Source organism: Citrobacter sp. MNAZ 1397, from assembly GCF_023613995.1.
Lineage (GTDB): Bacteria > Pseudomonadota > Gammaproteobacteria > Enterobacterales > Enterobacteriaceae > Phytobacter > Phytobacter ursingii.
In genome coordinates, this window is sequence record NZ_JAKIVH010000001.1 from 1,372,204 (window position 1) to 1,388,248 (window position 16,045).

Here is a 16,045-nt window from a genome sequence, read left to right on the forward strand (position 1 = left end):
GCCGTGGAACGTTAATCAACGAACGAAGGGGAAGGTGAAACGATGAACTCGTACCGGGAAAACGTACAGAGCGCCGCAGGAAATACCCTTGCGGGCCTGTACACGCAGCAGCAACAACTGCAATCGGAGAATTGCAGCGCGCAATACAGTTTGTACTATGCACAGGGCGCGCAACTCAATGCCTATGAGAGCCTGACGGAGGTGAAACAACAACTGCTGGCTAGTCGTTTGATAAGCGAACAAGGGGTGGAGTGCGATAACCTGGCGACCAATCTGGACGCATCGGCAAAGCTGGTGCAACAGGCGACCGCGACCACTGTGACCAATAGCGCCGCCACGGCGGCAGGTATTCAGGCTGCCGCAAAGGCGATTTCCACGCTGGCGGCGGAGCTGGGCAGTGCGTTGAACATTGCCGCGGCTGCCTGTTACGGCACGGATATCTACAGAAAGACGCTCGAGGCCAATAGTTTTATCCGCACCACCGCCAATCATGCGGAGTACATCACCCGGCTGGCCATGGATGCTGCCGCCGCCAGTTCGGAAGTGATTGCCACCGATCTGGTTAATCAATCCGCGCTGGCCCGTGCGGCGCTGAAAACGGTGCAGGGGGCGGCTAATACCCAGTTTACCGCTCTCTCTCAGCAGGTTGTCGCCGGGCAAACTACGCTCGCAACGGCCAGCAATGCTGAGAAACTGGCCGAAGGCGTGCTGGAGGATACCGAGCGCGAAATGAACGCGATCAACAGCGCCGTGAATGACTGCAATCGGGCGCTCAACTTTAATCTTATCGCCAGTGTCACCGACACGTTTGACGGTCTTGCCGTGCGTCTGGAACCGTATCAGCAGCCTTTTACCACCTGGCCGGAAGGCGCGGGAATTCACCTGGGAAGCGACATCACTGTTCCTGCAGCCAACCCTGAACATTATGTATTTATCGCGAAAGCGGAAAATGCCGCGAGCGTGAAACTGGAGCAGATAGAAGCGCTGTTTAGTACCGAACCAACGAAATATTTCCACGCAGTAACCACAGAGGATAACTGGCAGGTGGTGCTGCCAGTACCCGCATCAGAAGCGACGGTCACGGATATCGACGGTGACTTTTTGGCCACAGGCGTCAGTTATGTGGCGGGCGTGTATGTTGTGCTTAGCCTGCCTTATCAGAAATATATTAACTCATTCAATAACATCCTCTCCTGCGTCTCGTTACCCGTCACCCTGCAGGCGCCACTTGGTCAGGCGAAAGGCATTGCCTTTAGCCCGGACAAGAAATCGATTCTGTTCACACTGCCGCCGCTGAGCGAAGACATCACCCAACAGGAGTTCCGCGTCATGTTATTGCACTCGGGGCAGCCGTTAACCGGAGGCTTTATGACCAGTGAGGACACCGATGCGCAAAGTAGCGATGCGGCGATCGGTTTTTACTTCAACAAAGCGATTGCCGAACAGGTGCCGAGCGCGAATTACCGCATTGCACATTGCAGCAGTACACAACGGGTAGCAGGGGGACTCGAGCGCAGCATGAAAGCGGTTATCCCGGATGACATGACCGACAATTTTGGCGCGTTACTGGTTGCCGGTATCGAATACCTGCCGGTGGTGCTGGCGGTTCCTTCAGCCATCAACACAAACGCCAGTGCCTGGAGCAGTACCTTGTCGTTCGGGGGGAAAGCGGAAACGCTGATTCCGCTGGCAGGTAGTCGTGATGATGTGCCGGTTGTCGCGAAAGCCGCCGCACCCGTCTCCAGTGCCAGTAGCAATGACAACGAACACCCCACCGAAGGTTAACCCGTAAGGAGCGCAGAGGATGAAAAGCATGAGAAATGGCATTGCCGAACAGAAGAATGCCGAGATTGACGCGCTGACAAGCCAGGTAAACAAAGCGCAATTTCGGGTGAATCAGTTGACTACCGTGGTGACATCTCTGACAGCGAAACAGGCCAATTTCGCCGCACTGTTGAGCGATGCCGACAGTAAAAAAGATGTGGCGCTGGCGAACCTTAATCAGGCTAAAACCCTGGTGGCTAACGTCGAGACGCTGCAACGTTACTCCATTCTGGTCAGCCAGCAGACGGACAAAAGCCTGAAAAACGTCAGAGAGACGAGCAATCACATGGCAGAGCTGATCGAACAGCTGATCTTTTCCGCAGACGTGGTAGAGAAACTTTCGGGTTTTGTTAATCGTCAGAAGGCGGCGAACAATGTGATTCCCGATGCGCTGGTCGCGGTATTAAACCAGGCCACGAGTGATGCCAACAACGCCGTCGCGTTAACCCTGACTGCGCTACAAAGCAGCTATGCCAGCGCGGCCTCCGTGGATGAAGCCGGTAGCGTGTCGGCGCTGGAAGCCAGACAGGCGCAACAGTGGCTGACCTTGTTGACGGGAACCTCTCTTGATATTCCGGAGAGTACCGCGCAGAAACGGGTTAATGCTGTCATTAAAAGCGTTGAGAAGGTGCTCAAAGCGTTGGGTAAAGCACAGCGGGAAAACCAAAACCTGATGTCCCAGCAAAATGAGAAGACCCGGCAATATGAAGTACAACTGGGGCAACTCAACAGGCCTGTCGCTCTTGCGACGACGGCCAGCGCACTGCCTGCGGATAGCGCATCCAGTGACGCCGTCACTTCCGCTGAGGGGGAGAGCGCTTCGGCGCAGAGCAGAAGCGAGGCGCTGTCTGAACAGGTACAGAGCCTGCAACAGGAGGCTATCCAGGCCCGACTGGCGATGGATAGCGCACGTCAGGAATATCGCGACTCCAGCGAAACGCTCAACAATCTTACCCGTCAGGCAGACTTCTATATCGCCCAACTCAACCAGGTTATCCGCAGTCAGCAGGACAACGCGCTCTATACCCTGATCCAACGCGGTTACCAGCGTGCTGTTGAACACTATCAGTCGGCTTTAGCGGCCAGCAACATGGCAAACACTCAACTGGAGTCTGCAAAAGCCGAGCTGGCCCGCGCCACGGCGTCGCTCAATTCGTTAAATGCCGGGCTGGGGGCGGCAAAAGCGGCCGCCTTTGCCGCGTAACGATTCGGCAGGGGCCGCGTTTATCTGCCGGGCCGGTCTTTCGACCGCGCCCCGGCCGTGACGCGGCGTCAACGGGCCAGACGAGAGGTTAACGAGGTAGAGATCATGGCGTCATCCAGGCATAGCGTGATTGCCCCTGAGCACAATATAGCTGCACTTTATCGTGAAACGGGCTGGTTATCACAGGTCATTGAGCAGGTCATTCGCTGTTATCTGCGCCAGCCAGGGCATGAAAACCACTGGCTCGAGATAGCCCCTCCGGCGCTGGAACGGCACAGCAGTGTCTACGCTGATTTGGTAATGCACTGGGAGCTGAATGTTTTCGAGCGCCTGGCGCTGGCGCTGGCAATGGCACCCGCCATTCGCCCCGATGCGCTCGATCGGTTTTTTGGGCTCAATCAGCATACCGATCGCGGGTTCAGTGAATTTGGTGGAGTCACAGATAAAGCGTTTGGCGGGTTTGTGCCTACCGGGCAGACGCTTAACTTTTTATTAGCGGGAAATGACCCGGCCTGGCGACTCGAGACCATGCATATTCTCTCAGCCCGACACCGTTTTATGGCCGAGCAGGTCACGACACTGCTACCTGCCGACCCGGCGTTGCCCGCGTGGGCAGGAGTCTACCGTATTAATGAACCGTGGCTGACATTTCTCATTACTGGCCAACATCCACGGCCGGAGATGAGTATGGATTTTCCCGCACATCCCCTGGAGACACCGCTGGAATGGAATGATCTGGTACTGGACGACCGGGTGATGGCGAAGGTCAACGACCTCCGCGCCTGGCTTACCTACGGCGATATCCTGATGCAGGACTGGCAACTGGACCGGAAAGTGAAACCGGGTTATCGCGCGCTGTTCTATGGCCCGCCGGGCACCGGAAAAACGCTCACCGCCGCACTGCTGGCTAAGGTGAGTGAGCGCGAGGTGTATCGGGTGGATTTGGCAATGGTGGTCTCAAAGTATATTGGCGAAACGGAGAAAAACCTCTCCCGAGTTTTTGACGCCGCGAGCTACAAAGACTGGATCCTCTTTTTTGATGAAGCGGATGCCCTGTTTGGCAAGCGTACCGCCACGCAATCATCAAATGACCGACATGCCAATCAGCTCACGGGCTATTTGTTGCAGCGCATCGAGGATTTCCCCGGCACGGTGATTCTTGCCACCAACCTGAAAGCCAATATGGATGAGGCCTTTACCCGCCGCTTCCAGAGCATGGTCGAGTTTACATTACCCGGCCCCGACGAACGTTTACTGCTTTGGCAGCAGGCGTTTGAGGATGTGTGCGAGTTAGGCGACGACATTGATTTAGTGCAAATAGCCGATGATTTTGAACTCTCCGGGGGGCAAATCATCAACGTTCTGCGCCAGTGCGCACTCCAGGCTATCAGCCACGACCAGCGGGTGGTATACCGCGATGAACTGATCAGCGGTATCCGTCAGGAATTTCACAAAGAGAACAAAACGATGCGTTTTTCGTCTTCTGCCGCATCGCCGTTTTCGCCGCCGCAAGAGCCGTAAACCATGGCAAAGTACACGCAACGTCGCACAGATCCCCTGGGACAAACGCACAAGCAGGCAGCGCAGCGGCCGGTGCGCACCGCGCTGGAGGATAATCGTTCGTCCGCTAAAACCGGCATCCCAGGCAAGTTAAAAGCTGGTATGGAGGGCGTCTCCGGCATCTCACTGGATCATGTGCGGGTGCATTACAACTCGCCCAAACCCGATCAGTACGGCGCCCACGCCTATGCCCAGGGGAGTGATGTTCACCTGGCACCGGGTCAGGAGCACCATTTACCTCATGAGCTTGGGCACGTTGTTCAGCAGGCGCAGGGACGTGTAAGCGTTACGCGGCAGATGAAGGGGGTGGCGTTAAATGATGATCCAGGGCTGGAAGCTGAGGCAACGCAAATGGGCGATCAGGCACAGGTGTCCGCAAGCCCCCGTCATCTTGCTGACCATCGGATGCCTGCGACCTCTGGCACGATACAGCGTTATGCATGGCAGAGCGACAACGCAGTAATGCAGCGCAGCGTGGTCTCTGATTTTACGTGGTCGCTTCTGGATTCACAGTTTAAAACACTGGGGCTTAATGGCTTGTTGACACTTGCCGATACGGGGACGCTCTATTTATTGACGCGTCTTGAAACCTTTACCCAAATTGTGGGCAAAGTGACGACGTTCGCCAATGCGTTGGCCATCGCTATCAATATCTGGGATGCCATTCCCGCCCCCGTCAAAACCGGGATCTTGTTTCTCACCGGGAAAGTAGCGACCTATTTACCGAACGAGACGCTAGTTAATTACAGTCACACGCTTTTGGTCGCCGCGGATGGAGACGGAGCCGTGGGCCAGTTGCGTACGGTACTGGACTATCTGCAAATGATTATTCAGGCAGTTAAAAACCCGGTCACCAGCGTTTTTAATTTAGGAAAGCATATTTATTCCACGTGGTGGGGAGGCGAAAAGACAGAATCCACCCACGAAGACAAAAAAAACACTACACCGGAGGAGCGCAAGAAAGATCTCGCCAGTATCGATTTGCATATTATCTGGCTGAAAGTGGGCTCGATTGGCCTGAAAAACACCCAGAAAAAAACAGAGGATAAAGACGAACAAAAAGGCGGTTTGCATGCCACCTTTGCGCTGGGATATCGCCTGTTTGATCACGAAGGTTCACTGGGGGACGACGGCAAGCTAACACTTATATTGCCCTGGGAAGGCGGTGCGATTCTGGAATCTAAGGGACGCGTTAACCTCGTCGATAAGATTGTCTTTGGCGGTGATCTGTTTGTGGTTCGAAAACTGGATATGACGCTGTTGAATGTCAGTAATGAAGGACTACGTGACCTGACATTAGAGCTGGACGAATTTTCCATTGCGAAACGAACCGTCTATGCGGACAAGATTAAGGCCGGGTATCACAAAGATGAGGGGGCGACATTTTCAGCCAGCGCGGGGGTTAAATTGTATGGATGGGAAGGCGGCGCCAACCTTCTTTTGGCGCTTGATGAAAAAGGAAACTTTCGCGAAGGAACGATGAAAGATTTCAAAGAAAACAGCAATCTGGTCACGATCGGCGAATCCCAAATTAGCCGTACAGAGGGACTGACGCTTAGTGATGCCAGACTCAATCTTCTTGCTCTGACCGGGTTAGATATCCAGGCAGTTATTGAAAAATTGCGCGTGAAAGACAGCTCGGTAACGGGTATTGCGAAGGTCTCGGGGAACAACATCCCATTGTGGGATGAAAAAGTGAAACTCGACACGATTGAAGGGAAATTGACTGCTGAGACCGAACACTGGGAAGCCGAAGCTCAGGCAAAATTGAGCGTAATATTTCCGGATGTTCAAGCCAGTGGTAAAGCGAGTATTCGTTATAACAGTAAAGAGAATAAGACCCATATCACGCTCTCCGAAGGCAAATTTTCAGCCGACTACAAGGGATTGCATTTCGAGGCAAAAGGGTTGGGCTACAACCATGACGATAAACTTTTCACGATGGAAACCGCGAAACTGATCGCGAAAATCCACGACAAAACCGTCGATGGGAGCGTGGAAAATGTCACTATCGACAAGAATGGCGTGAAATTCAATACCGCCCTGGTGAAAGGCCCGCGCGAGCTGTCGCTGTTCGAAGGATTTACCCTCGAAGAAATGCAGTTGTTAATTCGTGAAAACGGCAAATCGATGACCCTTTCCAGTAACGCAAAAATGGGTATTGGCAGCGTTGAGGGTGAAGCAAAACAGATAAGCATTGGTGTAGAAGCGGATGGATTTGAAGGTTCGATCGCGTCAGCTAACGTCAAGACGCCGGTTTTTGCGCTGGGATTCTCGGATGCAAAAATTAACAAAGAGGGACTGAGTGTCAAAACTGCGCAATTCAGGTTAGGCGATCAACGCAGTCGCGACAAAGAAAAAGAGATGAAAAATTACGTCCCGGATCTCAACCTGGGATGGCTGGATTTCCTTCCTGTCGGGTTTGAAGTCGGTGATATCAGCATCAACCAGGACGGGCTATCGATTAAGTCGTTTAAACCCACTCTCGATAAAATTAGCTTTGCCGCGTTTGGCGCTTTCGCTGAGCTCGATCCAACAAATCAAACGGGCCAGGGGGGCTACAAAAATCGGATCGAGCTTAAAGATCTGGTAGCCGGATTGCCGCTACAGGTTTCAATGATTTTTCCGGTATTTCCGGGACTGGAGGTGTATGGCTCGCTGGAAGCGGGCGCAGGGCTGGACATCGATATTGCGCTGAGCGCGAAGGGTAATGAGGGCCTCTGGGCGGTGGGCGACCATGCTAATTTCATCGGTTCTATTTTTGTCAAAGCTGAGCTTGGCGCGAACGCGGGATCGCAAATGTTAGTTGCACTGAGCGCCGGGCTGTTTGCCAAAGGTGAGGCGAAACTGGATGCCGGAGCGAAACTGAGTGGCGTAACACATTTTGATCGCAATAAACGGAAATTCGTAACCGACAAACCACTGGTGATTGATTATCGCTTCAAACCGGAAGCCATCGCTTCAATTGGCGTGGTGGTGAAAGCCAGAGCGCTCTATCTCTTTGAGAAGACGCTTTTCGAATACACGGCAGCCGAGTGGCGAATGGGCACTTATGCGCTGGTCGGCACCATCGGGGATAAAGAGAATGCCCTTGCGCCGGATAAACCCAAAGAACTCGGTATCAAGGGTCCCAAAACCGCAATGCCGGATTACCGGGAAATCAAAGGCGAAGAGGCGCAGACATTGCTTAAAAGCGACCGCTGGATCGAACACAGCGGTGACGAGCGCATGGCAATCCTGAATAAAGAACGTGGCGAGGTGACGAAACAACTGAATGAAATGAAAGCGCAAAGTATTAAGGCTGCCACAGAGCGTCGCCAGCTTGAAGAAAGCTATATCCGCCTGATGAATAAGAAGGTGAGTTATTTCCATTCACTCTCTGAAACACTCAACAGCTCGCAAGCGAATAAACGACTGGCTGAGTTCAACCAAAAATATGGCATCGAAAGCTTACAGGAACACTACGCGGGACTGGTCGAGAAAGAAGAGATGTTGACGCATGATATTGAAAAATATCTGAATAAGCTGGCATCCCTGGCGAATGTAAACCGCGATGTGCTGGAAAAAGGCGGGCTGGCAGCGCCGCTTTCCGCCGTTGAGGAAAGCCAAAAAGCAACCGATGGGCTGGAACTGCCCGATACGCAATCTTTCAGTCAGTCACTGGCGTTGGCGAGCGAGGGGCTGGATGCCGCAATCCAACGAGATAATGTGGTGATTACAGGCATCAATCGGGTCATGAGCGCTGCGGATTTTGAACTGCACTCCACAACGCGCGAGTTTTTTGGCACTACTCGACGTAAAAATATAAAGAGTGTTGATACCGCGCTTGCAGCCTTCCATAACGATAAAACCGAAGCGAAACTGATATTACTGGAGCAGGCTATCAAAACCTATCTGGCAACCAGCCCGGAAAGCGGCAGGGGGCCGGTGGTGAAAGTATTACAAGAACAGGTGCGAGCGGCGCTTAAGGCGTTCCATTAACATCATAAACGGGCAGACCGACGCACAGGCCTGCCCGTAACCGCTACACCAGGCCGGTAGACTTGAGGACCGCATGCAGGTGCTCTTTGTCTTCACCTACCAGTGGGCGCAGAGGAAAAGGCAGACAGGAGGGGCCGACCACGCCCAGGATTTCCGCCGCTGCCGCCATCACCCGCAGGCTGCGGTGAATACGAAACAGCTGCCACAGCGGTTCCAGTTGGTCGGACAGTTCGCCTGCAAGGCGATGATTCCCCGCCTGCGCGGCGCGGGTGAGAGCCAGGCTTACCTGTGGGAACAGCCCGCCAATCACTGAATACCAGACATCGCATCCGGCCGCAAAGCCGGTTGCAGCCTGCCAGTCGCCGCTGATCCCAATGGTGACGGACGCGGGGATGCGTGCGCGCAAATCATCAATGCGCTCTTTGCCTTTCGTCGGATCGGTTGAGACCGCAGAAAGCTTGATTGAACAGACGGCGGGAAGCGCAGCAATCTCAGCGAGTAAGTCATCCGTAAAGGCAAAACCGGTGGTCGCCGGGTTATCGTAGAGACACAGCGGCACGGAAAGGTGACGGGTAACGGTGTCGTAGAGCGTATAAACTTCTTCCGCATTAAGCCGTTGATAGGAGACCGGGGCCATCATAACGGCCTTCACCCCGGCGCGCTGTGCGTCCTCCGCAATTGCCAGCACATCATCCAGGCGGATCGCGCCGATACTCACCAGCACCGGAATCCCTTCGGCATGTTGCACGGCCAGTTCTGTCACGCGGCGACGCTCATCGCGCGTAAGGTAGGCATAGCTGCCTGTCGACCCCACTGCGCCGATGGAGTCCACGCCCGCCGCGACAAGATTAGTAATCAGATGAACAAACGCGGCTTCATCCACGTTGTTGTTGGTGATAGGGGTGAGTGGAAAGGCACTCAGACCTCTTAGCATACCGCTTCTCCTGCTGTGAAAGAGGGCCTTATGCCGGGGCATAGAGGCCCGATAAACCTGTTAACGTGCAAACCTACGCGATCCTGCCACGCAAATAATGACCCCCATAGTGACCAGGATCATCATGATGCTGACGGACTCTTGCAAAAAAGTCGCCGCCAGCGCCAGTGCAAAAAAGGGTTGCAGAAGCTGTAGCTGGCCGACAGCGGCGATGCCGCCCTGCGCCAGCCCTTTATACCAGAACACAAAACCAATCAGCATGCTGAACAATGAGACATAACCCAATGAAAACCAAGCGGGCTCGCTGATCCCTGAAAAACTGGCCGGCCGGGTTAACACTGCAACGGTTAACATTAACGGCAGCGCAATGATCAGCGCCCAACTGATCACCTGCCAGCCGCCAAGTACCCGCGTTAAGCGGGCACCTTCAGCATAGCCCAGGCCGCAGACAACCACCGCTGCCAGCATCAGTAAATCGCCCACGGCCGAAACGGCAATGTCCTGGCTTAAGGCAAATCCGGTCACCAGTAAACTGCCCAGACCTGAAAAAATCCAGAAAGCCGGGCGTGGCCTTTCACCGCCGCGCAGGACACCGAAAATGGCGGTAGCGAGCGGCAACAGACCGAGAAATACGATGGAGTGCGCCGACGTCACATGTTGCAGGGCAAAGGCGGTAAGCAGAGGAAAGCCAATCACCACGCCGAGGGCGACCACTATCAGGGAGAGCACCTGAGCGCCGTTCGGGCGTTTTCCGCGCAGGGTGATGACTAACAGTAATGCCAGCAGACCGGCAATGGAGGCGCGGGCGACGGTGAGAAACAGAGGATCGAAATCCAGTACCGCGGCGCGGGTGGCCGGAAGCGAACCGCTAAAAATGATCATACCGACAAAGCCATTTATCCAGCCGCTCAGGGGCGGGTTGTTTTGCTTTTCTTGCACAGTGCACCTCAATGTGTGGTTAGTGTTATCTGAACCTGTTTGACAGAACGGAGCATACGGCTGAGAATTCATGACAATCAAATTATTGTCATGGATACAATGATGAAAGCGCGCTACAAAAGCCTTGTTGATGAGTTTGCGAATGCCATCAAATCCGGAGAACTGGTTGCCGGGACGCGGTTACCGACCCATCGCGTTTTATCGGCGCAGCACCATATTTCGCTGGTCACGGCGACCCGCGTGTATGCGGAACTGGAGGCAATGGGGCTGGTCAGCGGTGAGACAGGACGCGGGACGTTCGTCAGAGAGATCATGCTGCCGCGCGGGCAGGGGATCGATCGGCACGCGATCGCCTCCGATGTGATTGATCTGAGCTTTAACTATCCGGCGCTGCCTGAACAGGCGGAATTGCTGAGAACCGCGCTGCGCCAGCTTTCGGTCAGCGGTGACATTGAATCGTTACTGCGTTATCAGCCACACGGCGGCAAAGCCAGCGAACGGAGCGTGTTTGCCGATTACCTGACACCGTTCGGGGTAAAAACGGCCCCTGAGAACCTGATGATTGTCAACGGGACGCAACACGGACTGACGGTCGCGGTGATGGGCTTGCTCCAGCCCGGCGATGTGGTCGCGGTTGACGCGCTGACATACCCGGGATTTAAGGTGCTGGCCGAACAATTTCATCTGGAACTGGCGGCGGTACCGGCCTGGGGCGAAGCGATGGATCTTGAGGCACTGCGTAAGCTCTGCAAAAAGCGCCGGGTGAAAGCCATCTACACGATGCCCACACTGCATAATCCCCTCGGATGGGTGGCAAATGATGCGTTTCGTCGCGAAATGGCCGCGATTGCCAGCGAACACGATCTACTGATTATCGAAGATGCGACCTACGTCTGGCTGGTAGATAACCCGCCGCTGCCCATCCACCATTATGCGCCGGAACGGACACTGTATCTTGCGGGCTTTTCAAAAAACGTGGCCTCCGGGCTACGTGTGGGGATGGTTGTTGCGCCGGCGGAGAAAAAGCAGCGTATTGAACGCGCTATCAGGGCAACCACATGGAATACACCCGCCCTGATGACGGCGATTGTCTGCGGGTGGGTGCTGGATGGCACCGTGGCGCGGCTTGAGCGGTTGAAAAGGGAAGATGCCCGCTATCGCCAGTCTGTCGTTCGCGAGTATCTGGCGCCGCTGCGTTGCGTAAGTCATCCCTCATCGTATTTTGTCTGGCTGCCGCTACAGGAAGAGGTGCGCGCGGATCGTGTGGTCAGCGCGTTACTTAAAGAGAACATTTCGCTGACCACCGCCGAGCCTTTCAGCACGTCCATTCACACACCGCACGCGCTGCGTATGGCCATTGGTTCGGTGGACATCGACACCCTGAAAAGTGCTGCACGCAAAGTCAGAGAAACCATCGAGTATTTCAACGCCCGGTAGCGTCTGACTTTTCCCTATGGCTTAGCGGAAAAAGCGAGCAGGGGTTTGCGCGTCCTGCCCGACGTTTTATAGAACGCGATGGCCTCTTGCCAGTGCGCCAGCGGGAAAACGCTGGCGTCATTGATCCGGCTTTGGCGCAGTAACGTCCAGATCTCAGCAAACAGACTCTGCCACTGCGGCGCAGAGACGGCATCCAGAGCGTTGCGAATATGGAACCACTGGGTCGATGGATGGTGGGGAAGAATGCGATAAGGCTGTCCGGAAAGCAGGCCATAGCTGACAAACAGCGCTGTTTTGCGCATGGATGAGAGCAGTAAGTCCGCAAGTTTGCCGCCGGTGGCGTCATACACAATATCTGTCGTTTGCGCCAGGGCCTCGATTTCCGCGCTGCGCGTCTCCTCAAGCGGCTGAATGCCGCATTCTGCCAGCTTTTGCCGATGAACGGGCGAACGATGAACGCCCGTTACGCTCAGCGCACCGCGTTTGAGCGCCCACTGGCCGAGCAGGATGGCGCAATCAGACCCGGCGGCGGTAATCAGTACATGTTTTCCCGCAGGCGGGTAGAGATTAAGCATTAACAGCGCGGCGAGCGGGTTGATGTAGGCCCTGGCGGCCTGCACATCGCTGATATCGTCCGGTACCGGTACGGTAAACGCCAGCGGGCTATCAACCAGGCGTTGCCAGGTGCCCTGTCCGCGTAGCGGCAAAACCCGTTTTCCCAGCAGATGGGCGGCCTGCACTGGTGTCTGAATTACGGTGCCCACACCTTCATAACCGGCAATGGCGGGCAGGGTGATCCGGTGGCGATAGGCGCCGGTGATGGGGATCAGATCGGAGGCATTAACCGGGGAAAGCGTCATCGCGACCCGAACCCTGTCAGCCGCCAGTTCCTCAGCCTTTAGCGTTTGCAGCGACAGCACCGCGTCTGGCGCCCCAAAGGCGCGGTAGATAAGCGCCAGGTTATTGCTCATCGGTTTTCTTCGCGGATGATCAATTTGCCGCGCACCAGCAGCATAAAGGTCTTCACCATCAGTATCCCGATCACCAAATTACAGGCGATAAACAGCGGAAAGGCGATCCAGTAAAGTGCGCCATCGGGAGAACCGTGCCCCAGTTTCAGGGTCGTGGTCGCCAGCGACGCCACGCCGAACGAGAAGCTCCAGAAAGAGGGATTAAACGGTTGCGCGCTATACCAGGGAATCAGGCGGATCATAAACAGCGTTTGCAACAGGCCGTAGCCAAAGAGCAGTTTGGCAAAAACATCCGCCTGACCACCGTTCAGCATCAGCCAGGCGCTGCAGGCAACGAACGCCGGAGCCATCTGAATACCGAGCGAGGTGCGGACCGCAGGCGACATCTCTTCCAGATTACGCATTCGACTCAGAATGGCCGGTTCGAGACTCAGCCAGGAAAAAACACCGGCACCTAAAAAGAGCAGGCCGACATCGTTAAAGCCGAACGCGCCGCAGGCCATGGCGCTGATAAAATTGTTCGCCACCGTGGGCAGATAGAGGCCCGGCGTGGTGGCCTCTTTAGGGTGTGTGCCGCGCCATAATCCGGCGGTTTGCCAGGCGGAATAGGTCAACTGGGCGGTCACGGCAATCAAAAACAGCAGCAGGGCAAGGGTATGACACCAGGGCGTCAGGCCAATAGCGACCAGCATACTGGTGGCGGGCGCAAGGCTGACAAAACTGCTTTTTAGCGGATGCCCAATCTCTTCACGCAGAGTACTTGCGTGCCGTATCAGACGGGTAATGAACGCAAACATCAATAGCGCCCAGATAAGGATAGCTAAAATGACCAGCACATCGGCAGGTAACGTGGTGACAGGCCAGATAGTGGCAGCAAATCGCCAGGAGAAACCCAGGCCAATAATGCCCAGTACCATGCCAAAATAACCGGCGGGAAGGTTAATACGTGTTTTGTTCATTTGTTTTTCTTGTATCGTCTTGCGAAGCAGGAAGTGTATAGAGTTGCAGGCAGGGCGTAAACGGCAGCAAAAAGCGGGTGGGCTAAAAATGAGCAGGCGCGCGGCCTGCTCAGGAATGACTGTTTAAAGTGACAATGTCACATGTCGCTACGGACGTCTGAACAGGACGATAGAGCGCCCTTCCAGTTCAAAATCCATCTCTTTGGTGATCACCAACCCCTGTCTGTCATTGTCTGCGGTAGAAATCTCCAGCACCCAGCCCCCTTCGCCAAACTGCGGAATGCGAAACGGCACGTTGCCTTCAAACGGATTAAACAGCATCAGGACATCGTGCCAGATACCCTGTTCAGTTTGCAGGTCCGGACGCCCAATATAGACGCCGAGCGTCGAACCCTCATCCCATTGTTCGGGTTGTTGAAAGCCGCCCCCGGCATTAAACCACTCGATCACCATGCCATCGCGCCAGTTTTCACGGCGCAGGAGCGGCTGGTCGGCGCGCAGTTTGATAACGTGGCGGGTAAACTCACGCAGTGTACTGGCCGTTTCCGGCAGGTTATCCCAGTGCACCCATGAGATTTCACTGTCCTGACAGTAGCCGTTATTGTTCCCCAACTGGCTGCGGCCAAATTCGTCCCCCGCAAGTAGCATGGGTGTGCCATGAGAAAAGAACAACGTGGCAAGGAAGTTGCGTTTTTGCCGCTCGCGCACGGCGTTAATGCCTTCATCCTCAGTAGGCCCTTCCGCCCCATAGTTGCAGGAGCGGTTATCGTTGTGGCCGTCGTTGTTGTCTTCGCCGTTGGCTTCATTGTGCTTGTCGTTGTACGACACGAGATCGTTAAGGGTGAAACCGTCATGGGCAGTGATAAAGTTGACGCTGGCCCACGGGCGACGTCCGCGCAGATCGTAGAGGTCGCCGGAGCCCAGCAGCCGGGCGGCAAAATCGCTGGAGACATTATCGCCATGCCAGTATTCGCGCACCGTGTCGCGATATTTATCATTCCATTCGGCCCAGCCAGGCGGGAACCCCCCCACCTGATAGCCGCCCGGACCGATATCCCACGGTTCGCCAATCAATTTCAGTCGTGATAGCAAAGGGTCCTGCATCATGGCGTCAAAAAAGCCGCCACGCTGGTCGAAGCCTTCCGGCTCACGCCCCAGAATGGTTCCCAGGTCAAAGCGAAAGCCGTCGATATGCATCGACTCTGCCCAGTAACGCAGCGAATCCATCACCATTTGTAGCACCCGCGGATGCGAGGTGTTCACCGTATTACCCGTACCGGTGTCGTTAATGTAATAGCGATGCTGCTCAGGCAAGGTACGGTAGTAAGAGAAATTATCGATCCCCTTAAACGAGAGCGTTGGGCCAAGTTCGTTGCCTTCCGCCGTGTGGTTGTAGACCACATCCAGGATCACTTCGATACCGGCATCGTGAAAGGCGCGTACCATATCGCGCACCCCCTGAATGCCTTTAGGCCCGTAATAACGCGAAGCCGGGGCAAAGAAGCCCAGCGTGTTATAGCCCCAGAAGTTTTTCAGCCCTTTATCCAGCAAATGTTGATCATCCGGAAACCAGTGGACAGGCAGGAGTTCAACCGAGGTGATGCCGAGATTTTTGATGTAATCCACCGTCGCCTTATGGCCCATGCCTTCAAAGGTGCCGCGTAATTCCTGCGGCAGCGCGGAATTGAGCTGGGTAAAGCCTTTCACGTGAGTTTCGTAGATGACCGCCCTGGACCAGGGAATGATCGGGCGATGTTGGTCCTGCCAGTCAAATTCATTCGGGTCGATTACCCGGCATTTGGGCATATAAGGACCGCTGTCGCGGGTATCAAATGTCAGATCTTTGTCTTCATGTAACAGATCGTAGGCGAAGTGCGATTCATTCCACTCCACGTTGCCAACCAGTTCGCGGGCATACGGGTCAACCAGCAGTTTATGCGGGTTAAAACGGTGACCATTTTCCGGGTCATAAGGGCCATGGACGCGAAAACCATACAGCGCGCCGGGTTTCAGCCCGGGGACATAGCCATGCCAGATTTCATGCGTGTACTCTGGCAGGTCGAGTCTTGCGATTTCCTGTTTGCCGTCGGGGGCATAGAGACACAGCTCAACGCGCTGCGCGTGTGCGGAAAAGAGCGCAAAGTTGACACCCTCACCATCGTAATTAGCACCGAGTTGATGATAATTTCCTGCCGTAATAGTAAATGACTTTCCGTCTGACATTTTTTCCTTCTCC

General features: G+C 54.9%; 10 protein-coding genes. 5 read left to right on the plus strand and 5 right to left on the minus strand.

Translation table 11 applies throughout. The features are described 5' to 3' along the window. Positions 1-42 precede the first annotated feature (42 nt). From L2097_RS06355 to L2097_RS06370, 4 genes are all read left to right on the plus strand, one after another. The gene (locus tag L2097_RS06355; RefSeq protein WP_250352390.1) at positions 43-1,785 is read left to right on the plus strand and encodes a hypothetical protein; all 1,743 of its coding nucleotides are present in this window, start codon (positions 43-45) and stop codon (positions 1,783-1,785) included. A gap of 19 nt (positions 1,786-1,804) precedes the next feature. Then, positions 1,805-3,028: a hypothetical protein gene (locus L2097_RS06360; protein WP_250352391.1), complete on the plus strand. Its 1,224-nt coding sequence runs from the start codon at positions 1,805-1,807 to the stop codon at positions 3,026-3,028. Between the two features lie 105 nt (positions 3,029-3,133). Continuing rightward, a complete protein-coding gene (locus tag L2097_RS06365; RefSeq protein WP_250352392.1) occupies positions 3,134-4,549 on the plus strand; it encodes an ATP-binding protein in 1,416 nt (471 codons plus the stop codon). A 3-nt stretch (positions 4,550-4,552) separates the two neighbouring features. Next, entirely contained in the window at positions 4,553-8,569 is a 4,017-nt protein-coding gene (locus L2097_RS06370) for an eCIS core domain-containing protein (RefSeq protein WP_250352393.1), read from the plus strand. A 43-nt stretch (positions 8,570-8,612) separates the two neighbouring features. Here L2097_RS06370 and L2097_RS06375 read toward each other — a convergent pair whose 3' ends face one another. Further along, positions 8,613-9,503 carry a dihydrodipicolinate synthase family protein gene (locus tag L2097_RS06375; protein WP_250352394.1) on the minus strand — a complete coding sequence of 297 codons (891 nt, stop codon included), beginning with the start codon at positions 9,501-9,503 and terminating at the stop codon, positions 8,613-8,615. 60 nt (positions 9,504-9,563) lie between these two features. Then, complete coding sequence (locus tag L2097_RS06380) at positions 9,564-10,442, minus strand: DMT family transporter (RefSeq protein ID WP_223883591.1); 879 nt, start codon at positions 10,440-10,442, stop codon at positions 9,564-9,566. 102 nt (positions 10,443-10,544) lie between these two features. Between L2097_RS06380 and L2097_RS06385 the strand changes: the two genes are divergently transcribed. Next, positions 10,545-11,879 (plus strand): aminotransferase-like domain-containing protein, encoded by a 1,335-nt coding sequence (locus L2097_RS06385; protein ID WP_250353136.1) that lies wholly within the window; start codon positions 10,545-10,547, stop codon positions 11,877-11,879. A gap of 14 nt (positions 11,880-11,893) precedes the next feature. Here the strand turns inward: L2097_RS06385 and L2097_RS06390 are convergent, their stop codons facing one another. The 3 genes from L2097_RS06390 to glgX all read right to left on the minus strand — a co-directional run bounded on the left by L2097_RS06390 (position 11,894) and on the right by glgX (position 16,032). Beyond that, positions 11,894-12,850, minus strand: a complete 957-nt coding sequence (locus L2097_RS06390; RefSeq protein WP_250352395.1) for a zinc-dependent alcohol dehydrogenase family protein — start codon at positions 12,848-12,850, stop codon at positions 11,894-11,896. Further along, on the minus strand, positions 12,847-13,809 hold the full coding sequence (tehA, locus tag L2097_RS06395) for a dicarboxylate transporter/tellurite-resistance protein TehA (protein ID WP_250352396.1): 963 nt from the start codon (positions 13,807-13,809) through the stop codon (positions 12,847-12,849). The genes L2097_RS06390 and tehA overlap by 4 nt, the downstream gene beginning before the upstream one ends. Before the next feature lie 147 nt (positions 13,810-13,956). Further along, positions 13,957-16,032 carry a glycogen debranching protein GlgX gene (gene glgX / locus L2097_RS06400; RefSeq protein ID WP_047370283.1) on the minus strand — a complete coding sequence of 692 codons (2,076 nt, stop codon included), beginning with the start codon at positions 16,030-16,032 and terminating at the stop codon, positions 13,957-13,959. Positions 16,033-16,045: the final 13 nt, after the last annotated feature.